The sequence below is a fragment of the Novosphingobium pentaromativorans US6-1 genome (assembly GCF_000767465.1).
GTDB lineage: Bacteria > Pseudomonadota > Alphaproteobacteria > Sphingomonadales > Sphingomonadaceae > Novosphingobium > Novosphingobium pentaromativorans.
Map to the genome: position 1 here is coordinate 694,644 of NZ_CP009291.1, position 20,710 is coordinate 715,353.

The 20,710-nt window shown below is 62.6% G+C and carries 20 protein-coding genes; 17 read left to right on the top strand and 3 right to left on the bottom strand.

Features of this window, described 5'->3' with window-relative positions; translation table 11 throughout:
- Positions 1–3: 3 nt before the first annotated feature.
- The 4 genes from JI59_RS03130 to JI59_RS03145 all read left to right on the top strand — a co-directional run bounded on the left by JI59_RS03130 (position 4) and on the right by JI59_RS03145 (position 5,996).
- Positions 4–1,401 (top strand): TolC family protein, encoded by a 1,398-nt coding sequence (locus tag JI59_RS03130; RefSeq protein ID WP_038576860.1) that lies wholly within the window; start codon positions 4–6, stop codon positions 1,399–1,401.
- A 73-nt stretch (positions 1,402–1,474) separates the two neighbouring features.
- The gene (locus tag JI59_RS03135; RefSeq protein WP_007015159.1) at positions 1,475–3,607 is read left to right on the top strand and encodes a type I secretion system permease/ATPase; all 2,133 of its coding nucleotides are present in this window, start codon (positions 1,475–1,477) and stop codon (positions 3,605–3,607) included.
- Between the two features lie 62 nt (positions 3,608–3,669).
- The gene (locus JI59_RS03140) at positions 3,670–4,713 is read left to right on the top strand and encodes a cell wall hydrolase (protein WP_007015160.1); all 1,044 of its coding nucleotides are present in this window, start codon (positions 3,670–3,672) and stop codon (positions 4,711–4,713) included.
- On the top strand, positions 4,710–5,996 hold the full coding sequence (locus tag JI59_RS03145) for an HlyD family type I secretion periplasmic adaptor subunit (RefSeq protein ID WP_007015161.1): 1,287 nt from the start codon (positions 4,710–4,712) through the stop codon (positions 5,994–5,996). Before JI59_RS03140 ends, JI59_RS03145 begins: the two co-directional genes overlap by 4 nt.
- A 22-nt stretch (positions 5,997–6,018) precedes the next feature.
- Here JI59_RS03145 and JI59_RS03150 read toward each other — a convergent pair whose 3' ends face one another.
- Complete coding sequence (locus tag JI59_RS03150) at positions 6,019–7,011, bottom strand: transglutaminase-like cysteine peptidase (protein ID WP_007015162.1); 993 nt, start codon at positions 7,009–7,011, stop codon at positions 6,019–6,021.
- 129 nt (positions 7,012–7,140) lie between these two features.
- Positions 7,141–7,965: a hypothetical protein gene (locus JI59_RS03155; protein WP_007015163.1), complete on the bottom strand. Its 825-nt coding sequence runs from the start codon at positions 7,963–7,965 to the stop codon at positions 7,141–7,143.
- A gap of 444 nt (positions 7,966–8,409) precedes the next feature.
- Between JI59_RS03155 and JI59_RS03160 the strand changes: the two genes are divergently transcribed.
- From JI59_RS03160 to JI59_RS03220, 13 genes are all read left to right on the top strand, one after another.
- On the top strand, positions 8,410–8,586 hold the full coding sequence (locus tag JI59_RS03160; protein ID WP_007015164.1) for a Flp family type IVb pilin: 177 nt from the start codon (positions 8,410–8,412) through the stop codon (positions 8,584–8,586).
- A gap of 75 nt (positions 8,587–8,661) precedes the next feature.
- Positions 8,662–9,552, top strand: a complete 891-nt coding sequence (gene cpaB / locus JI59_RS03165) for a Flp pilus assembly protein CpaB (RefSeq protein ID WP_007015165.1) — start codon at positions 8,662–8,664, stop codon at positions 9,550–9,552.
- Complete coding sequence (locus tag JI59_RS03170) at positions 9,542–10,993, top strand: type II and III secretion system protein family protein (RefSeq protein WP_007015166.1); 1,452 nt, start codon at positions 9,542–9,544, stop codon at positions 10,991–10,993. Before cpaB ends, JI59_RS03170 begins: the two co-directional genes overlap by 11 nt.
- A complete protein-coding gene (locus tag JI59_RS03175) occupies positions 10,983–11,288 on the top strand; it encodes a hypothetical protein (protein WP_232512459.1) in 306 nt (101 codons plus the stop codon). The genes JI59_RS03170 and JI59_RS03175 overlap by 11 nt, the downstream gene beginning before the upstream one ends.
- Before the next feature lie 20 nt (positions 11,289–11,308).
- A complete protein-coding gene (locus tag JI59_RS03180; RefSeq protein ID WP_007015168.1) occupies positions 11,309–12,865 on the top strand; it encodes a TadE/TadG family type IV pilus assembly protein in 1,557 nt (518 codons plus the stop codon).
- Between the two features lie 23 nt (positions 12,866–12,888).
- On the top strand, positions 12,889–13,353 hold the full coding sequence (locus JI59_RS03185) for a TadE/TadG family type IV pilus assembly protein (protein WP_038576871.1): 465 nt from the start codon (positions 12,889–12,891) through the stop codon (positions 13,351–13,353).
- A complete protein-coding gene (locus tag JI59_RS03190; RefSeq protein ID WP_007015170.1) occupies positions 13,350–13,970 on the top strand; it encodes a TadE/TadG family type IV pilus assembly protein in 621 nt (206 codons plus the stop codon). Before JI59_RS03185 ends, JI59_RS03190 begins: the two co-directional genes overlap by 4 nt.
- 54 nt (positions 13,971–14,024) lie before the next feature.
- A complete protein-coding gene (locus tag JI59_RS03195) occupies positions 14,025–15,179 on the top strand; it encodes a CpaE/TadZ family protein (RefSeq protein ID WP_238532633.1) in 1,155 nt (384 codons plus the stop codon).
- A gap of 2 nt (positions 15,180–15,181) precedes the next feature.
- The gene (locus JI59_RS03200; RefSeq protein ID WP_007015172.1) at positions 15,182–16,570 is read left to right on the top strand and encodes a TadA family conjugal transfer-associated ATPase; all 1,389 of its coding nucleotides are present in this window, start codon (positions 15,182–15,184) and stop codon (positions 16,568–16,570) included.
- Positions 16,570–17,571 carry a type II secretion system F family protein gene (locus JI59_RS03205; RefSeq protein WP_007015173.1) on the top strand — a complete coding sequence of 334 codons (1,002 nt, stop codon included), beginning with the start codon at positions 16,570–16,572 and terminating at the stop codon, positions 17,569–17,571. Before JI59_RS03200 ends, JI59_RS03205 begins: the two co-directional genes overlap by 1 nt.
- A 1-nt stretch (position 17,572) precedes the next feature.
- A complete protein-coding gene (locus JI59_RS03210; RefSeq protein ID WP_007015174.1) occupies positions 17,573–18,544 on the top strand; it encodes a type II secretion system F family protein in 972 nt (323 codons plus the stop codon).
- A gap of 1 nt (position 18,545) precedes the next feature.
- Positions 18,546–19,403 carry a tetratricopeptide repeat protein gene (locus JI59_RS03215; protein WP_007015175.1) on the top strand — a complete coding sequence of 286 codons (858 nt, stop codon included), beginning with the start codon at positions 18,546–18,548 and terminating at the stop codon, positions 19,401–19,403.
- A gap of 22 nt (positions 19,404–19,425) precedes the next feature.
- The gene (locus tag JI59_RS03220; RefSeq protein WP_007015176.1) at positions 19,426–19,896 is read left to right on the top strand and encodes an A24 family peptidase; all 471 of its coding nucleotides are present in this window, start codon (positions 19,426–19,428) and stop codon (positions 19,894–19,896) included.
- 13 nt (positions 19,897–19,909) lie between these two features.
- Here JI59_RS03220 and JI59_RS27540 read toward each other — a convergent pair whose 3' ends face one another.
- Positions 19,910–20,707: a M23 family metallopeptidase gene (locus tag JI59_RS27540; RefSeq protein WP_007015177.1), complete on the bottom strand. Its 798-nt coding sequence runs from the start codon at positions 20,705–20,707 to the stop codon at positions 19,910–19,912.
- Positions 20,708–20,710: the final 3 nt, after the last annotated feature.

Sequence of the window (20,710 nt, forward strand, 5' to 3'; positions counted from 1 at the left end):
AAGATGTTGTACGGTAGAACCATCGCGGCGGGGATTGCGGTCCTTTTGTCCGGAACGGCTTCGGTGGCGCTGGCGCAGTCGGCCGGCCCGGTGAGCCTGCGCGATGCCATAGTCGTGGCGGTCAATTCGAACCCCGAAGTGGCGCAGGCCCAGTATAATACCGAGGCCATCCAGTTCGAGCGCAAGCAGGCGCAGGGTCTTTATGCCCCGCGCGTCGATGTCGAGGCATCGGCAGGCTGGCGCCACCTTGAGAACAGGACCCGCCGTTCGCTCGGCATTGCCGGGCAGGAACTCTATCCGCTGAGCGCCGAAGTGCGTGCGGAATGGGTTGCCCTCGACTTCGGTCGCCGTCGTGGAGAACTGCTGCGCCAGGCAGCGCGCGTCGACGGTGCCTCGCTTCGGGTGGTCGAACGTTCTGAATACATCGCCCTTCAGGTCGCGCGTCAGTACCTCGATATCCTCCTCCAGCAGCGCATCGTTGCCGCGAGCGAGGATAACGTGGCGTTTCACCGTTCGCTGGTGAACGATCTGACGACTGGAGTGGAACAGGGATCGATCTCGATCGCCGACCAGCAGCAATCGGAAGAACGACTGCAGGCCGCGCTCGTCCGCCAGTCGGAAGCCGAGCAGGACCTGACGGAAGCGAAGATCAAGCTGCGTCGGCTGACCGGTCTCGACATCGACAATGTCACGATGCCGCCTGAACTGGCGGAAGGCTTGCCGGGCACCCTCAGCGAGGCGGTCGGGCTGGCCCGAACGGAAAATCCGCTGGTCAAGGAAGCGGCGGCGGACGTCGATGCTGCAGGGGCACTGGCCGACAGCGTGCGCGGCGACGGTTTCCCCAAGATCGGCGTGGACCTGAACGGCCGCGCCGGTGAGGACATCGACGGTTTCCGCGGTTCCACCAAGGACGTGCAGGCCCGTGTTTTCCTGCGCTGGAACGTGTTCGACGGCGGCATCAACCGCGCCAACTACCAGGAGATGGTGCGCCGCGCGAGCGAAGCGCGCTATCGGCTCTACCAGGTGACCCGCGAAGCCGAAGAGGACGTCCAGACCGCCTGGACCACCCTGCAGACGCAAGGGCGCATCGGTGAACAGCTGGGCAACCAGAGCCGCGTGTCGGACGACCTGCTGCTTTCCTACCGCAGCCAGTTCAACGTCGGGCGTCGTTCGCTGCTCGACGTGCTCGATGCGCAGAACACGCGCTACAACGTGCAGGTCCGGCTCGAAACCGCGCGCTTCTCGGAAATGTTCGCCCGTTATCAGGTGCTGGCCGCGACCAATCGCTTCCTCACCACGATCAACGTGCCGGCAGGTGCCGGGGCCGGTATGAACGAGCGGGACCGCTTCCACTACGGTCCGCCCAATCCGGCCGAGACACAGTACCGCACCTATCCCTGACCCTGCGCATGGCGGCGCGGCGATTGACGGCAGTGGCTAACGGGGGCGGTTCTCGCCCCCCTGGATGAGCGTAATGTTCGAAGCAACGGAAGTGAAGCGCGGCGAGGAAGACTTTCTCGTCGCGTGCATTGCCCGCATGGCGGAAAAGGCCGGCGTCTCTTGCGCGCCGGTCATGTTCTCCTCGTTGGCGCGCAATGCGCAAGGCTACCTGCCGCGTCACCAGGCCGAAGCGGCGTTGGAGCTGCTGGGCCTCAACTGCGACGCCTCGCGTCGCACCAGGCTGCCGACCAAGCCGGAGTTCTACCCGGCCATCGTTTCGTTCGAAGAGGGCCAGGTGGCCGTCATTCACGAGGTGAAGGACGCGGATGCTCGGGTCTGGCGTCCGGAAACCCGCAGTGAAAGCTGGGAGCCGGTAGCGGCACTTGCCGAACGCTACGATGGCTGGATGGCCACCGTCTTCGGCGATTCCTCGAGCGCGAGGGAGGCTGGGGCGCCTTGGCAGGAGCGGGCCAAGAGCCACTGGTTCTGGAGCGAGCTGTACAAGCTGCGCGACCAGTTCTGGCCGGTGATGGTGGCCTCCGTCATCGTCAACGTGCTGGCGCTGTCCTACCCGCTGTTCTCGATGAACGTGTACGACCGTGTCATCCCCAACCGCGCGCAGGCCACCTTGTGGGTGCTGGCGGCAGGCGTACTGATTGCCTTTGCCATGGATTTCATGATCCGGCGTGCGCGGACCCGCGTGCTGGACCAGATCGGGCGCGATCTCGACCTGAAGCTGTCGCAGAAGATCTATTCCAAGGTGCTGAGCTCCCCGCTCGCCGGGCGCAAGGGCCACACCGGCAACCTCGTGGCGCGCGTCTCCGAATTCTCACTGGTGCGCGATTTCTACGCCTCGACGACCATTGTCCTTGTCGCAGACATGGCCTTCCTCGTCCTGTTCCTGGCGGTGATCGCCTATATCGCGGGCTGGCTGGCGATGGTGCCGCTGATCGGGGCGGCGTGCATGGCGATCTTCGGCCTGCGCCTGCAGCGCAAGGTCAGCAGCGCCGCGCTCGATGCGCAAGTCGACAACGGGCTACAGCAGACGCTCCTGGTGGAATCGATCTCGGGCATCGAAACGCTCAAGAGCCTGTCGGGCGAAGGCGTGATGCTCGGCCGCTGGCGTCAGCTTGCCGAAGCCGGTGCCCATTCGCAGCGCCGTCTGCGCGACGTCAGTTCCGCGGCGATCTCGCTGGCTTCCACCTTCCAGCAGGTTACCAGCATCAGCCTTGTCATCGGCGGATACTACCTGTTCGACGCGGGCAAGATCACGATGGGCTCGATCATCGCCATCGTCATGCTTTCGACCCGTTCGCTTTCTCCTGCCGCGCAGTTGGCCTTTCTGCTCACCCGCAGCCAGCAGGCGCGCAAGGTGCTGGATTCGCTGCAGCAGGTCTGGCTCGAAGAGGATGAGCGCACGATGGGCAGCACTTCGCTGACCCCCGAAGTGCGCAGTGCCAATGTCCGCACCGAGGATCTCGAATTCACATATCCGCAGGCCTCGATCCCCTCGCTCGCCGGGATCAACCTGACGATCAAAGAGGGCGACCGCATCGCCATCATCGGCAAGGTCGCCTCGGGCAAGTCGACACTGGGCCGGGTGATCTGCGGTCTCTACCAGCCCACCGCCGGCTCCATGCTGATCGACGGGATCGACAGCCGCCAATACCGGCCGCAGGACTTGCGCAACGCCTATCGCTTCGTGGGGCAGGATGCCGTGCTGTTCAGCGGCTCGATCAAGGACAACCTCGCGATCGGGGCCGGTATCGTGCATGACGAGGACCTTCTTCGCGCCTTGCGGCAGGTGGGGGCGGACGAGTTTCTCTCGCGAGATGCCAGCGGTTTCGATCGTCCGGTCGGCGAATCCGGCGTCCAGCTTTCCGGCGGGCAACGGGCGTTCCTGTCGCTTGCCCGGGCCATGGTGAAGCCCTCGCGACTGCTGTTCCTCGATGAGCCGACCGGCGCCATGGATAGCCAGACCGAGCAACTTTTCGTCGAGCGCCTGTCCCAATCCCTGTCACCTTCGCAGACACTTGTTGTCGCGACCCACAGACCGGCACTTTTCTCGATCTGCAACCGCCTGATCGTGCTGGACAGGGGGCGGATCGTCGCTGACGGTCCGCGCGACGAGATCATTGCGTCGGCAGGCATGGGAGCCAGATCGTGAACGCCGCAGCTGCCTCTATCCTAGGGCAAGGAATGCAGTGCACACATGCGCACGCTGCCCCGGTGCGCGCCAGGCGCGCGATGATTGCGGCGCTTGGCGGCGTCGTCCTCCTTGGCCTCGTCGCCTGCACGCAGGTTCCCGGGCTGCGCAGCATCTTCGGCCTTGGCGCGAACGAACCGGCGCCAGTCATCGTACCTGCCGAACAACTGCGCGAAGTCGAAGCCATGACGGTGGACGACAAGTCGCAGATCCTCGTCGAAGGCAGCGAGGCCGAACAGCGCAATGCCGCGATCGCCGTCTCGGGCCTCCCGGTGGAAAGCGCGGCCAGCTTCGTCCTGCACGGCACTTCCGGTGCTGCCTATCGCACGGCGCTGAAATGCATGACCCAGGCGGTTTATTACGAGGCTGCCCGCGAGCCGCTGGAGGGCAGGCGGGCCGTGGCACAGGTCGTGCTCAACCGGGTGCGCCATCCCGCCTATCCGAACAGCGTCTGCGGCGTCGTCTATGAGGGCTCGCAGCGCACGACCGGGTGCCAGTTCAGCTTCACCTGCGACGGTGCGCTGCTTCGCGCGCCCATGGCATCGCTTTGGGCCGAGGCTCAGGAAGTCGCGCGCGAGGCCCTTGCCGGGCGCGTCGAGGCCAGCGTCGGCACCGCTACCAACTACCACGCCGATTACGTCCTGCCCAAGTGGGCCTTCACCCTCGCCAAGATCGACAAGATCGGCCGCCACATCTTCTATCGCCTACACGGCAAGTGGGGCCAGCGTGCGCTGTTCACCAGCGCCTACAGCGGGGTCGAGCGCATTCCGGCGCTCGATTACGAAGGTTTGCGCGCGCGCCTGCTTGCCGCATCGCAGCAGCTGGTTGAGCCCGCACCGGCGCCGGGCCTGACCGTCCCGCCGGCCGTCACCGACCGCCATGCCGCCAACGACGTCGGCGGGCGCATCGATACGACCAAGCAATGGCGCCTCTCGATCCCCGATCCGGTGTCGGCCAGCTCGAAGTACCAGTCCGCCATCGCGGCCAGCACGCTGGCCCAGTCGCAGGCTGTCGAACCGGCGATGGAAACGGCATCCGCGCCGTCAAGGATAGTGCTCGCACGATGAACGCCATGATTTCGTCTTTCAGGCAGCGGATCGGTTACGACGACTGGGATGCCAGCCGCAGGCTGATTGTCCTGTGCGGCGTTGCCCTGCTGGTGCTGTTCGTCTGGGCCGGGCTTGCCCGCGTCGACGAAGTGACCCGCGGCATGGGCAAGGTCGTGCCGTCCAGCAAGGCCCAGCTCGTCCAGGCCGCCAGCCCGGCCACGGTGCTGTCGATCCTCGTGCGGCCCGGCCAGATGGTGAAGAAGGGCCAGTTGCTCGTCCGTCTCGACGATTCCCAGTCGTCTTCCGCGCTGGGTCAGTTGCAGGCAGAAAACGAGCGCCTTGCCGCGCGGGCCGATCGTCTGGAAGGGGAGGGCACCGGCACGGAAAGCTCCTGCGGCGAAGGCACGATCTGCGCCGAGGAAGCACGCCTTGCCGACGTGCGCCGCGCCGCCGCGCAGAGCCGCCAGAACGCTCTTGTTGCGCAAGTCGATCAGCGTCGCCGCGATCTGCAGGAGGGACAGGCAACGGTCGCCTCGCTCCAGAACAGCGCGAAGCTGGCGCAGGACCAGGTCAACATGCTCACCCCGCTTGCGCAGAAAGGCATCGTCCCCAAGACCGAACTGCTGACTGCCCAGCGCGATCTTGTCGACACGCAGGGGCGGCTCTCCGCGGCGCGGCAGGGCGTCGGCCGGGCGCAGGCGGCGATCCGCGAAGCCGAGGCGCAGCTGCGGCAGGCCCGCCTCGATTTCCAGCAGGAAGCGCTCAATGAGCGCAGCGAGATCACCACCAAGATCGCGGTCAACGAAGAGACGATCAAGGGCGCCGAGGCCCGCCTAGAGCGCAACGAATTGCGCGCACCCGCGACCGGCTACATCAACGATGTGCAGGTCACCACGGTCGGCGGCTTTGTGAATGCGGGCGAAAAGCTCATGCAGATCGTGCCGGTGGGCGAAAAGCTGCTGGTGGAAGCGCGCGTCGATCCCAAGGACATCGCCTTCATCAAGGTGGGCGATCCTGCCAACGTCAAGGTCACCGCCTACGACTTCTCCATCTATGGCGGGCTGACGGGCCGCGTGCGCAACATCAGCGCGGACAGCATCTACGACGACGTCGAGCGCAAGGCCTACTACAGTGTGATGGTGGAAACCGACAAGGCGTTCATCGTCAAGAATGGGACGCGGCTGCCGATCATGCCGGGCATGATCTGCGACGTGGAAATCGTGACGGGGCGCAAGAGCATCCTGACCTACCTGTTCAAGCCGGTCCTGCGCGCCTTCGACGAGGCTCTCACCGAGCGCTGATTTTCACGCTGGGCGGCAGCGTTCAGCGTGCGGCGATAAGCGTCGGGGCCTGTTCCGGTTGGCGGGTATAGCCGTGGAGCCACTTGCCGCTGGTGCTGAACGACATGATCGGCCGGTAGTCGTAGCTCATCGCGCCGTCGAGCAGCTTGTCGGTCGCATTGTCGAGCACCCAGTAGCGGCCCTCCAGCTTCACGACGAGCAGGGCATGATCGGCGTTGCGCACGGTATCGCGCGCGATCGTCAGGTACATGTCGGAACGCGGCACGCCCAGTGCGGCAAGCGCCTGCATCTTGAAGATCGCGATGTCCTCGCAGTCCCCGGCGCCGTGCTTGAGGGTCGCGCTGGCGGTCGCCCAGTAGTCGGACTTGCCGTAGATCTCGCTGTCCTCGCGGTAGCGGATATGCCGGTTGGACCAGGCATTGACCGCCGCCAGCGTCATTTCGCTCGCCCCGGCGCCGGAGCGCGCGGCCATGGCGGCGACGGCACGGCCAGGCAATCCGGCGCGGCGCACCCGGTCCCACTGCGCATCGAAAGTCGTATGGCGCAGCGGCAGGCGGGCGCTGCCGAGAAAATTCTCCGGATCGGCCGAGGCGCGGCTCGTCGCTGAGTAGATCGCCGGCAATGTGCGCGACTGGGTCAGGGCTGCGCAGCGCAGTCCCCCGGCAGCCGGTGCGATCGGCGCCGTCACCAGCGTCTGCGACGCTTGCCCGGTGCGAGACGACTGCTGCATAGAGATCAGTTCAAGCCTGCTCGGCGCGCCGCCCAGCAACGCTGCCGCCTTGCTGCTAACAGGTTCCGCCACCCGCGCCATGAGCCCTGCAGAAGCAGCTCCCTCGCAAGCGCTGGCGGAGTAGTCCGGTTGCGATGAGGGGAGGCCGGAAAGGCCCGACACCCCCGCCACGGCAACCAGCGGCAGCCCCAGCACAACGGAGGCCGAAGCCTGCGCCGGCGCAGCAATCGCGAGCTGAAGGCCGAGGACCGGCACACCCGCAGCAACGAGATGGGACCACTTCATACGGCAAATTCTTGCCGCAGCGGCATCAATATGCCGTTTATCCCCGTGGTTAGCGGATATTAAGGATGTTGGGGGTCAGGCAGGTTTCTAGCGACGCCGCTTTACTGCGAGAAATCGTATTGAATTCAATCAGTTCAAGCGTGTGCGATGCCTGAAGGTTATGTTCACGCGTTCGGAGAGGATCAGATAAGGCAGCCAGAGAGCCGTGCTGATCAAGACCTTCTCGATATTGCCGGAAAGCAACGAATGCAGGGCAGATGCAACTTGCGGCGGCAGATGACCAGCCTGCGTGACATGTTGGGCAATCAGAAGCTGCATGGTGGCATCTAGAAACCACGTGAATACGAGCATGCGCGGAAACATCGGCGCGGCGCGCAACGCCATGACGAAACAGACGGTGTAAAAGAAATTCAAGGTGACGACATCCAGCGTCATCATCGTCAGCATGGTGTTTGCCCATGCCGGGGCGCCGACAGGAATGGCAGGCATGGCGAGCATGAACTCGCCGCTGCGGAATGGGATATTGAGCAGCATTCCGGCGATAAGCGATGCCATCAACCCTGTCGGACCAAAAAGACCGTTCCTGCGCGCCTGCAGGCAATCAAGCTGGCGCCATTTGCCGTAACGGCAGAGGCGGATCGCGGGCTGCGTGCTAAGGTCACGATGCGGGAAGCAGGACGAGGCAATCCGGTAACCGAGAACGGGAGCCATGGTCACGGCCAGGAATGGAAAGATCATGGCGGCCAGGCTTGCGACTTGCGTCTTGTCGCCAGCAGCAACGGCAACTTTAGCCAAGGCCAAAAGCAGCATCGAGCCTAGCCAATAGGTGATGACCCGTTCCATGCGCGAATGGAAAAAGTTCACGGCAGCCACGCTCCGGCTCTCTAACCAGGAGAGCAGGACGCTTTTGCTATTTTCGATCTTGCGACTGCCCGATGTTTGCGGTTGCCACATGTCCGATTTTTCCCTTTCCGTTCCTCCCTTAACATGGTCCGGTTTGGTTAAGCAGGGGTAAAATTCCGCTGGACCAATCGACGGTGAGTCGTTTTCGAATCGCGCCGGGTTGATGCCGAATCCCCACAAGTGCTTGGAAATTAACCAATTATTTCAACAATTAACTTTCGTAAGTTACTGAATTACGGAGATAAAAAATACACTTAGCTTTTTAATTGACCAACTTGACCTTCCCGATCAATTCTATGCCTGCCCTGTGAGGGAACCTACGCATAGGAACCGATGCAAGTCACGGTTCTATAAGAACAATAGGTCGCGTTGGTTCCAGTGTACTCTCTCACGGACGGTGGGTTAGCCGGAAATAGATGCCGGAGCCCTGGAAACATTAGTCAGGCGGGCAGCCATGGGGCTGGGGGACCGCAAAATGTTGACTAGGAGTGCGCTATGATCAAGTTTTTCCGTAATTTCGTTAACGATGAAGCTGGCGCTTCGGCTGCCGAATACGCTCTCATTCTTGCGATCGTCGGCACGGGTATTACTCTCGCTGCAGTCAATCTGGGGGGAGCAATCTCTGGCGCAATGAATACCGCAGAAGGCTGCATTACCGCAAAGACTTGCTGATTTGATTTGGCTCCATTCTCAAGGTGGGAGTGGAGCCAATCACTTCTTCGTCGCATATTAGGGGGGGGCGCTCACATGCACGGGCGCAATATCGTTCTTATCGGGATCGCTGTGGCACTTGGCCTCATCGCGGTCATTCTTTCCAACTCCTACTTCTCCGGAGTAGAAGAGCAGCAGAAACGAATAGCTCGCGAGCAAGACCTCATAAGGATTGTTGTGGCGAACAAAGAGTTGCCATTTGGTACGATCCTTAATGACCAGAATATCACTCTGACAAACTGGCCGAGAAGCTCTGTTCCAGAAGGTGCATTTACCGACATTTCAGAGGCCGTTGGTAAAGGCAACGCGACCTTGCGCAACATCGTCGCTGGCGAACCCGTTCTGGCATCGAAGCTGTCTTCCCGCCCAACCCTGTCGGCCAACCTGCCCGCTGGACAATATGCCGTCGCTGTTCCGATCAGCGCTGTTGCCGCCGCTGGCGGTTTTATTCGTCCCGGTGACACGGTTGACGTCCTGCTGACGCGCAAGATCCCTGGCGATGGTGCTGCGGCCGATGACAAGATGACGGACGTCGTTCTCTCGACCGTTCCTGTTCTCGCCATAGATGTCGACGCAAGCGAAAAGAGCACCGAACCAAAGGCCGAAAGCAAGACCGCCACTCTGCAGGTCGATACGCTCGGCGCGCAGAAGCTGGCCTTGGCCCAGCAGCTTGGTGTTCTGAGCCTTGCTCTACGTAATGCTACGGATCAAACCGTTACCGCGGCATCAACCGTCCTTCCGAACCAGTTGACAGCCCGCAAGCTCTATATTGCCTCGCGGGAGAGCCGCGCGCCGTCAGCTCCGGCTGCACCGATCTCACGGTCGGTCATGTCGCCTTCGACGAGCGCGCCGCGCAGGAGCGGACCGATGATGACGATTTTCCGTGGCAGCGAACCCAGCCAGTATGAGGTGCAACGTGGCTACTAATCGCACGACGCGCACGGCGCTTGCCCTTGCCCTGGTGGCGATGTCGGGAGCCGGCCTTGCCGGATCTGCGGACACCGCGCGGGCCCAGGCTCTCGCTGCCGGGGGACTTCATGCGGGCACGCTGGAAGTGCCCTTCAACAAGAGCCAGGTCGTCTCGGCCGACCGACCGATCGCCAAGGCGATGGTCGGCAGCTCTGACATTGCCGACATCCTGCCGGTCACGGATCGTTCGATCTACGTGCTGGGCAAGAAGATGGGCACGACCAGCCTGACGCTTTACGACAGTGCAGGCCGGGTGATCTCGATCATCGACATTGCCGTCGGCCCCGACGTCGAGGCGCTCAGCGACCAGATCAACGAACTGATCCCCGGCAGCAAGATCGATGCCCGGATCTCCAACGACTCCGTTGTCCTGACCGGCATGGTCAACAACGCCGGGGCCGCAGACCGCGCAGCCCAGCTCGCCAAGGCCTTTGCCGGTGACAAGGTGATCAACCTTGTCACGATGGGTTCCAGCCAGCAGGTCATGCTGGAAGTGCGCTTTGCCGAGGTTAACCGGACCGCAGGCAAGGATATTGGCGTAAGCGCCTTTGCGAACTCGGATAACGGCAAGTTTCGGTCGGTGACCGGCTTGGGCTCACAACTGGTTCCCGACCCGGATACCGGCGAGGGAATCCTGCAACTTTCTGCGATTACAGATGCCTTCGGGATATTCCGGCAGAGATTCTCCATCGGCAAGCTCAACATCGATGCCACGCTCAATGCGCTGGAATCGCGCGGACTGGCGAAGACCCTGGCCCAGCCGACGCTGGTCGCCCTTTCAGGCGAAAAGGCATCGTTTCTGGCCGGCGGTGAATTCCCGGTTCCGGTTGCGCAGCAGAGCAGTGCAGGTGGCGGTAACGGCAACCAGGCGATCACTGTCGAATTCAAGCCCTTCGGTGTAAGCCTAGGCTTCACGCCGACGGTCCTTGGCGACAAGACAATCAGCATGATCGTCGAGCCGGAAGTCAGCGCGCTCGATCCAACGGCATCGATCACGGTGGGCAATATCGTGATCCCGGGCCTGCGTACACGCCGGGCCAGCACCACGCTGGAACTGCGCGACGGTGAAAGCTTTGCCATCGCCGGTCTGCTCCAGAAGGACTTCGAGACGACGATCAAGCAGGTGCCGATCCTCGGATCGCTGCCGATCATCGGTTCGCTGTTCCGTTCCAGCGGCTTCAAGAAGGGCGAAACCGAGCTTCTGATCGTGGTGACGCCAAGGCTCGTTGCGCCGATCAAGCCCAGCCAGGTCCGCCTGCCCACCGATCGCGTTGCCGATCCGGGTGAACTGAACACGTTCCTGCTGGGACAGCCCTATAGCCCGCAGCCCGTCGCTCCGGCGGTACCGGCGGGTGACCAGGCCGACACGCAGGACAAGGGGGACGGCTATGAATATTGAGAAGTCCATGCTGCCCGGGCTCACCGCGGCGCTGTTTCTCGTCGCCGGACTTTCGGCCTGCGCGACAACCGATACTCCGCCTTACATGGGCGGGCCGGACAACTTCGGTGAAGCCAATCGTCAGACGATGATGGCGCAGGTCATCGATCCCGATCCGCATTACGACACGGCCATCCCTGAAACCTCGGGCGATCACGCCGCAGATGCGGTGGAGCGCTATCGCGAAGGCAAGGTCAAGCAGCCTGAACGCATGACGACAACCTCGAGTATGTCGTCAGGCGGCGGATCGAACTGACGGGGGCAGGGGACGCAGCCATGAAGCGCGATGTTTTCCGAACTCTGAAAGAGGATGAAAACGGCGCGGTTGCGGCGACATATGCCCTTGCCCTCATGGGATTGATTGCGGTCGCGGGGGTCGGGTTCGACTACGCCCGCTTGTCGACGATGGACAGCGAGTTGCAGAACGGTGCCGACCAGGCGGCCCTTGCAGGGGCATCGCAACTGGACGGCAAGACCGGTGCCTGTTCGCGCGCTGCAACTGCGGCCATCTCGCTCGTCACCAACACGACCCTGCTGGCCAGCACCGATCATTCGATTTCCATTCCGTCGGAAACGGCCTGCGATGCGACCGGAAGCGTCCGGTTCTGGCAGAACAAGGACGCCACGACTGCTGCGACCAGCGACGCGAATGCACATTTCATCGAAGTCGATGTCGCCGTCCGCACCGTCGACTATGCCCTGACACCGGTGACGGGGCTGCTGAGCGGCTCTTTGAACGCCAGCGCCATGGCCGGGCTGGGATCTTCGATCTGCAAGGTTCCACCCGTCTTCATGTGCAATCCGGCGGAAACGACCGATCCGACCTTCACCGTGTCTAATTATGTCGGCAAGGGAATGCGCCTGATCGCCAACGACGGCGGCGGCAATTACGGGCCGGGCAATTTCGGTTATCTTCAGACAAACGCCGGTAACGGCGCGCAGGCAACGGCACAGACCCTCGGACGCGTCGATATTCCCGGAGATTGCGTGGGAGTCGATAGTGTCACCACCAAGCCCGGCGAACAGGTCAGCGTGCTCGACGCCCTGAACACGCGTTTCGACATCTACGACAATGGCCTCAATCAGGCTTGCGGTAACGGAAATGGCCTGTGCCCACCATCGGCTAACAGCCGCAAGGACCTGATGCACAAGGGCGGGGCCGGCAATTGCGGGATCGCCAATGGCGGCGGCAATGGCTGGGTGGAAGCGCCGCATCCTTACCGGCCAACCTCTGCCACGACGCCTATGAGCGATACTGAGATCGCGAACACATCGCCGATGGGCTATCCGCGCGACATGTGTCACGCGGTCAGCCTCACCGGTTCGTGCAGCGGCGGTACGATCGGCGACGGGAATTGGGACCGCAACGCCTATTTCAAGACCAATTCGCAGAATTACGCATCAACATTCAGCATTTCGGGAGCTTTCGGCACCTCAACGCCGACGCGCTATCAGGTCTATAAGTACGAAGCCGACAATGCGGCAAGCCGGTTGCAGAACCAGAGCGATGGTTCCATCGTTTCGCGGCCGCAGCCTTATTGCCAGCCGCCCGGAGTGCCGGTGAATGGGGCCGCGCCAGATCGCCGTGTCATTTCGGTGGCCGTGATCAATTGTCAGGCGGAAGGGGTGACAGGTTCTACTTCGGGCGTCCATGTCCAGTCTTGGGTCGATGTGTTTCTCGTCGAACCCTCGGCCGCGCGCGGAACGGGTGCATCGAAGTATACCGAGAAGAGCGACGTCTACGTTGAAATCGTGCGGGCGACGCAGCTCGGCGGGGGAGGGAGCACGGCGGCGCAGCAGATCCGCCGCGACGTTCCCTATCTGGTGAAGTGACGATGCCCGGTTTTCATGCCATCATGCGGAACCAATCCGGTGCGGCAGCAGCCGAGATGGCTTTGATCCTGCCCTTGGTCCTGCTCCTGATCTTCGGAACATTCGAGGGCGCATACTACATCATGTGCGAACATCGCGTGGTGAAGGGTGTGCGTGACGCCGCCCGTTACGCCGGGCGCCTGCCATTCAGCGAGTACGATTGCGGAGGGACTTTCGGCGGCGATGCCACTGCGGTGAAGAATTTGGCCCGGACCGGACAGATATCAGGAGGCACTGCGGCCGTTTATGGCTGGGCGAATGCGGACGTCTCGATAGCCGTTTCTTGCTCAACCAGTCAGCAGGGCATCTATTCCAGCGTGGGCGGAAACGCACCGAAAGTGACGGTCAGCGCCGATGTCGCCTATCCTTCCCTGTTCGGGACGCTTGGACTGGCGACCACAGGTTGGAGGCTCAAGGCTTCCGCTCAAAGTCCGGTGATGGGCCTATGACGCGTCTTTTCGATCTTGTCCGGAATGAAAACGGTGCCAGCGCAGCGGAGTTCGCGCTCGTCCTTCCCATCCTGTTGATTGCCCTGATCGGCACAATCGATGTCGGGCTCTATGCCTGGAACATCAATCAGGCGGAAAAGGCGACACAGACCGGCGCCCGCTGGGCCGTGGCAACGGACATGGTCGCAAGTGGCCTCAAGACCTACAGCTTCGCTGTCTCAGGCGGTGTGCCCCAAGGGACCGTCGTCGATCAGACGGCTTTCCCTGGCGTGACCTGCCAGAGCAACGGCACGACGGCTTCGTGCACTTGCGCCAGTGGCGGTACTTGCAGTTTTCCGCTTACGGCCGACAATGCGGCTTTCACGCGGCTTGTCACGCGCATGGCGCAGATCGACGGCGACATCACGGCGAGCAATGTCGTGGTCACTTACGCCTGGTCGGGTCTGGGCTTCTCGGGCGATCCCAACGGCCCCGACGTTGCGCCGCTGACAACCGTCAGCCTGCGCAACATGACATACACGCCGCTGACCACGCTGCTGTTCCAGGTTTCCGTTCCTCTGCCATCATTCGCGTATGCGCTGACCATGGAAGATGGCAGCGGCACTGTGTCCAATTAGGTGACTTCAATGGGAATTCATGAACAACTCGCCCAATCGATAAGGGAAGGCACATTGAAGAGCGACACCGACATCCTCGTCATTGCCAGCGGACCGTACATCTCCGCTTTCGATGCCGCGGTCGGGGGCAGGTTTCCGGCAGGCGTGCGGGCGCACGAGCTCTCATTGGCCGAGCAGGTGCCTGAAGCGATCATTGGCGATGCCACCCAGATCGTCGTCGAGGTCGATCCTCGCGATGCAGGGGCGATGCGGCGGCTTTCGGCGCTTCGTAATGACTATCCACACATCCCTCTGATCGCCGCGATCGGCGATGCCAGCGTTTCGCTTGTTCGCACACTGGTGCGCCAGGGCGTGAGCGATGTTGTTGCGCTTCCGCTTGAACCCGATGAACTGATGCAGGTCGTGCTTGAAGCGTCGGTCCGGCGCGATACGCAGCCCAGGCCTGCACAGAAGCTGGCGCCGCTGGTAGCCGTGGCACGTTCCATCGGCGGCTGCGGCGCGACCTCGATTGCAACGCACCTTGCCGCGGATCTTGCCGAACACGCCGGCGACGCGGGCGCGGTGATCGTCGATCTCGACCTGCAGTTCGGCAACGTGGGCATCTACCTTGGCGTGAATGCCCGCGGGACACTCAACGACCTTCTCGAAGCAGGAGACCGCCTGGACGACGATCTGCTGACTTCGACCATCGGTGAAGCGACGGAGGGGCTCTCCGTCATTACCGCGCCGGAGGCGATCCTGCCGCTGGAATCGGTCGATATCGACCAGTTGCTGCGCGTGATCCATTTGCTGCGTCAACGCTTCGGCTATGTCGTTCTGGACCTTCCGGCCAACTGGACGAACTGGACCTTGTCCGCGGCACTGGCTGCCAATTCGATCATTTTGGTGTGCGAACTTTCGATCGCCAGCTTGCGCCAGGCGCGCCGCCGTCTTGAGCTGTTCAGTTCGGTCGGGATCGAGAGTTCTGCCGTCGAGATCGTCGTAAACCGGGTCGAGAACCGTCTGTTCAAGACCATTGACCTCGACGATGTCTCTCGCACTTTGAACCACCGTGTGCTGGGCAAGGTCTCGCTGGAAGCGCCGCTTGTCAGCACGTCGCAGGACCAGGGCATGCTCACGAACGCGGTGCACCGCAAAAGCAAGTTCATGGCCGACGTTCGCAAGCTCAGCCAGTTGTTGAGGGACAGCAGTCTCAAGAGGGAGGACTGATCATGTGGCAGCTTCGCAGAACGCCCGAACTCCAGGATCCGCCAGTTGCGACGCCGAAGTTGTCGCTCGACAAGCTGACGCCTGCGCCTCTTTTCGAACCGGAGCAGCGGGCAGCATCGCGCCAGCTCGACCTCAAGATCGAGATCCACCGCCAGTTGCTCGACCAGATTAACCTCGCGGCGCTCGACAAGATGTCGCGCGAGACGATTGCCAACGAGATTTCGGTCATCGTCGCCGAGATCCTCGAGCAGCGGAGCGAAATGCTGAACCGCGCCGAGCGCCTGACCCTGTGCGAGGAGGTTCTCGACGAGCTCCTCGGCCTCGGGCCTCTCGAGCCGCTGCTCAAGGACGAGACGGTCAACGATATTCTTGTGAACGGCCCGGATTCGGTCTTCGTCGAACGCTTCGGCGTCCTTGAGAAAGTCACCACGCGCTTTCAGGACGGGCGCCATCTGCTCAGGATCATCCAGAAGATCGTCAGCGCGGTCGGTCGCCGTATCGACGAGTCTTCGCCCTTCGTCGACGCTCGCCTGCAGGACGGTTCGCGCGTCAATGCGATTGTTCCGCCGCTGGCCATCGATGGCGCGCTGCTTTCGATCCGCAAGTTCTCCAAGAAGCCGATCAGCATGGAGCGCATGGTCGAGATCGGCAGTATCGTCCCGCAGGTCGCTGAAGTGATGCGCGGCATCGTGCTCGGACGGCGCAACATCATCATTTCCGGCGGCACCGGCTCGGGCAAGACGACGATGCTCAATGCGTTGTCCTCCTTCATCGACGAGCGTGAACGCATCGTTACCATCGAAGACTCGGCGGAACTTCAACTCCAGCAGGAGCACGTTGCCCGCCTCGAAACGCGGCCGGCCAACATCGAAGGGAAGGGCGAGGTCACGCAGCGCGAGCTCGTCAAGAACGCCCTGCGCATGCGTCCCGACCGCATCATCCTTGGCGAATGCCGTGCCGGTGAGGCCTTCGACATGCTGCAGGCGATGAACACTGGCCACGACGGGTCGATGACGACGATCCATGCCAATACTCCGCGCGACGCACTCTCTCGTATCGAGCAGATGGTCGGCATGAGCGGCATCGACATTTCCTCCCGCTCGATCCGCGGACAGATCGCGGCGGCCATCAACGTCGTGATCCAGATCGGACGCCTTTCGGACGGCAAGCGCAAGCTGCTCTCGCTCAGCGAGATCACCGGCATGGAAGGCGACACGATCACCATGCAGGAGATCTTCCGCTTCAAGATGACCGGGCGCGACGACGCCGGCAATGTCATGGGGCATTTCGAGGCGACTGGCATTCGGCCCAAGTTCGCAGGCCAACTTGCCGAACAGGGCATTCATCTCGATCCAGAACTGTTTCGCCACGCTGCCGGGTTCGACGCGTAATGACGGGCCTGTTCGTCAGACTTTTCGTCCTGATCGCGGCATTTGTCGCCGTCTTCCTAATTTCGCAGACATTCCTGCGCTTCTTCTGGGATCGGCGCTCGGAGCGCAGCGGCATCAACGAACGTCTGCGAATGCTGCGGGCCGGCCTTTCGCGTGAAACGGTAGCCTACAACCTGCTGAAGAATGCGCCGCCGCACCTCTCCGCCCATGCCGGTTGGATTGAACGCAAGTACGTCAACTTCATCCGCATGGTGATGATGGCGGCCATACGGACCGATGCGAAGCAGATCCTGCTGCGCATGGTCATCGCCTTCTTCGCGTCTCTGGGCCTGTTGCTGCTGGTCCTTTTCGTATTGCGCATCACAATCACGCTGGGCGTCGTTCAGTTGGTGGTGGTCTTGTGCCTGGGCGCGACGATTGCGCTGCCGATCCTCCTGATCAGCCGCAAGGCCGAACAGCGCCGCAAGCGCATGGAAGAGCAGTTCCCTGTGGCCCTGGACATTTTCTCCCGTTCGCTGCGATCGGGCCATCCGATTGCCTCGGCGGTCGGCATCATCACCGAGGAAATGCCCGATCCCGTAGGCACCGAATTCGGCCTCGTCTCCGACGAAGTGGCCTATGGCGCAGAGCTCAACGATGCCTTCGCCGCCATGGCTGAGCGCTGGGACCTGGAAGACATTCGCATGTTCGTTGTGTGCGTCTCGGTGCAAAGCGAGACGGGCGGCAACCTGGCGGAAATTCTCGATAACCTTTCGAAGGTGATCCGCGAGCGCGCAGCGCTCTATCTCAAGGTGCGGGCCCTCAGTTCGGAAGGGCGCATGACCGGCTGGATGCTAACCGTCCTGCCCGTATTCACCCTGCTCAGCATGTTCCTGGTCAACCCGAAGTTCTATCTGGACGTGGCCCAGGACCCCATTTTTGTCGTCGGTTTTCCCGCGCTCTTCGTGCTCTATTGCGTAGGCGTTTATGCCATTCGGCGCCTGACGGACCTGAAGGTGTAATATGGTCGAGTTTGTCGCCAACAACGCTCTTATCCGCAACTTCCTGTTGCTGCTGATCTTCGCGCTCGTGGTCGGTGTGACGCTGGCCGTCATGCTTGCCACTTCCAAGCGCTCGCGCGTGCGTACGAAGCTGGAAGTGATCGGGAGCGAGAGTATCAGTTCGCAATCGGCGTCCAGCCTGCGCCGTTCCAGCGAGGATGCGTGGTCGCGCCTGGTCGCCCGGATCGAAAAGGCCGGACTCGACCTAGGCGATACCAAGTCCGACGCCCTGACTGAACAGATGCAGGCGGCAGGCTTCGAATCTCCAGCCGCTGCGCGCGTCTATACGCTGGTGCGCCTGGTCCTGGTCGTCGTCCTGCCGACTGCGATGATCGGTTTGCTGCTTCTTGCGGGCAGTGACGTAAGTTACATGAAGCTCTATTTTATCGGCGCATTCAGTGCCGTGATGGGGCTCTACGTTCCCAACATCTATGTGCGGGCGCGCGCCGCCTCGCGCCGCCGTGAAGTCCTCAACGGCTTTCCCGATGCTCTCGACCTTATGTTGGTCTGCGTCGAGGCGGGGCTGGGGCTAGAGGCAGCGTTCGACCGGGTAGGGCGCGAGATGGTCAACTCGCATCCGCTGGTCTCGCGCCTGCTGGTGACCACGACGCTGCAACTGAGGGCCGGCGCCACGCGTGAATCCGCGCTGCGCAATATGGCTGCCATGGCGCGCATCGATGAGATCGCCTCTTTCGCGACTCTGCTGATCCAGTCCGACAAGCTGGGGACCAGCATAGCGATGACCCTGCGGGTCTATGCCTCGGAAATGCGCGAGAAGCGCCGGATGCGCGCAGAAGAAAAGGCGCACCGCATTCCGGTCCTGATTTCCATTCCATTGGTGGCCTGCATGCTGCCGACGATGATCGGCACGCTGATGCTGCCTGCGGCCATCCGGGTCGTGCGAATTCTCCTTCCGACAATGACAGGGGGCTGACATGTTGAGCAAGACAGGAACGCGCATCGCTTGCGTCGTACTGATGGCGATGTCGTTGAGCGGGTGCGGGCGGGCGCTCGAATTCTTCGGACTTCGCCACGAAGCAAAGCCGGAAGTTCAGGTGCGCACCGCAGATGCCGACAGTGCTGCCGCGGCAGTGGCCGAAGGACGCGCGCATCTGGCTGCAGGCCGGACGGGCCAGGCTATCGAGCAGTTCCAGAAGGCGCTTGCAGCTGGCGACCAGATCGGTCCCGCAGCCAACGGTATGGGCGTCGCCTATGTGCGGCTAGGCCAGTTCGAGCAGGCGCACCGCTTCTTTTCCGAAGCGCTTGCCGTCGAGCCGAAGAATGCGATGTACCAGGCCAACATGGCGCGCCTGATGCGCTCGACCCTGTTGGCCGAAAGGCACGAAGCGGACTTTGCTGCGCAAGTCGCGGCTCGCACGTTGACGGGAGCGCACGACATCCAGTCGCAGGAAGCGAGGCCTGAGGTCGCCGCAGCCGAAGAGCCTGCACGGCAGACGGCACCCTCGACAAGCGGGGCTACGCTCCAGCGCATTTCGCGCGGCGAAGTTATGATCCGGTCGGTCCAGCCCGAGAGCCAGGCGGGACGCGGTTCCTTGCCGGTCGTGGGCGTGCGCGGGGGCAAGCTCGACACGTTCAGGCCGGCCGTGCGCATCGAATTCTCCGATGATGGCCGCAAGCAGGACAACGCTAAGGACAACACTAAAGACAAGGTCGAGGGCGGCAAGGCGGACGCTTCTGGCGGGGCAACCGACGCAGATCCGCCCAAGACCGCCAGGGCCGATAAGGCCGGATTCAAGCCGCTCGTGCGGATCGATTTTCCGACTTCGCGCTGACGCTCGCAGGGTAGCCGATTAGATGAATGTCATTTTCTGGGCGGAACTGTTGGTGCTGGTTCCCGCCTGTTTCTATGCGAGCTGGTCCGACACAGTACAGCGGCGCATCCCGAACTGGCTTTGCCTCTTGACGGCTGGGGCCGGCCTTGCCCTTGCCGCTTATGAAGCCGGATTGGGCGGCGTGGGTAGCCACGGCCTGCATCTGGGGGTTGCGCTGGCGGTAGGCATGGTCCTGTTCCGCTTCGGCATGATCGGTGGCGGGGATGCCAAGTTCTATGCCGGTTGCGCCGGCTGGTTCGCGTGGTCGCAGGCATCGCGCCTGCTTCTGTCGGTTTCGATCGCAGGCCTTGTCCTCTTCCTCGTCTGGTTCACCGTTCGCCGGATCATGCGCAAGCCGATCGGCGGGCGTGGCTCGGACGACAATTTCGACAAGCTGCCATATGGCATCGCCATAGCTGCAGGCGCGCTCATCACCGCAGCTTCCGCATTCTGAGGCGGAGACGGGGTTACTTGTGCAAGCTGGAAGAAGGATCGATCGGACGCCCGTCCTTGCGCACTTCGTAGTGCAGGTGGGGGCCGGTAGACCGACCGGTCGAGCCGACGAAACCGATGACGTCGCCCGGTTTGATCGCTTGGCCCGAGCTGACGTTCAGGCGGGAGAGGTGGCCATAGAGCGTCTCCACCCCTTTGCCGTGGTTGATGCGGACCGCTAGACCGTAGCCGCCCTGCCATCCTGCCGACATGATGACACCCGCCGAAGTGGCATGCACCGGTTCACCCATGGCCGCTGCAAGGTCAACGCCGGTATGCATGCGCACCTGGTTGAGCAGGGGATGCATGCGCAGGCCGAAGCCGCTCGACAGCCTGCTTGAGCGCAGCGGCATGCCTTGGGGCGCACCGCCCGATCCAGTGCCCGGTGGCGGCGTCAGCAGGCGTACCGTGTCCCGGAATCGACCGCTGGAAGACATGATGACCGATCGGCTCTGATCGAGCGAAGCGGAAGACGAAAGATAGCGAACCGGTTCCTGCCCGCTGAGATCGACGGCGCGGCCGACGGTGATGCGTGCAGGCGGAGCTTGAGCAGCGGCGACCGGGGCAGGGTGGGGCGACGTGACGCAGGCGGCGCGGTCGCTGACGATGGCTCCGGCGGTCAGGCAACTTCCCGCGGTCCCGGTGTCGACCACGGCCATGCGATTGACGCCGTCCTCACCGGCCATTGCCGGTGCGGATTGGGCCATGACCAGAGCGACCGCGCCGAGCATCGCTGGGCGGATCGTCTTCTTGCTCTGGCATTCAAGGATCATGGC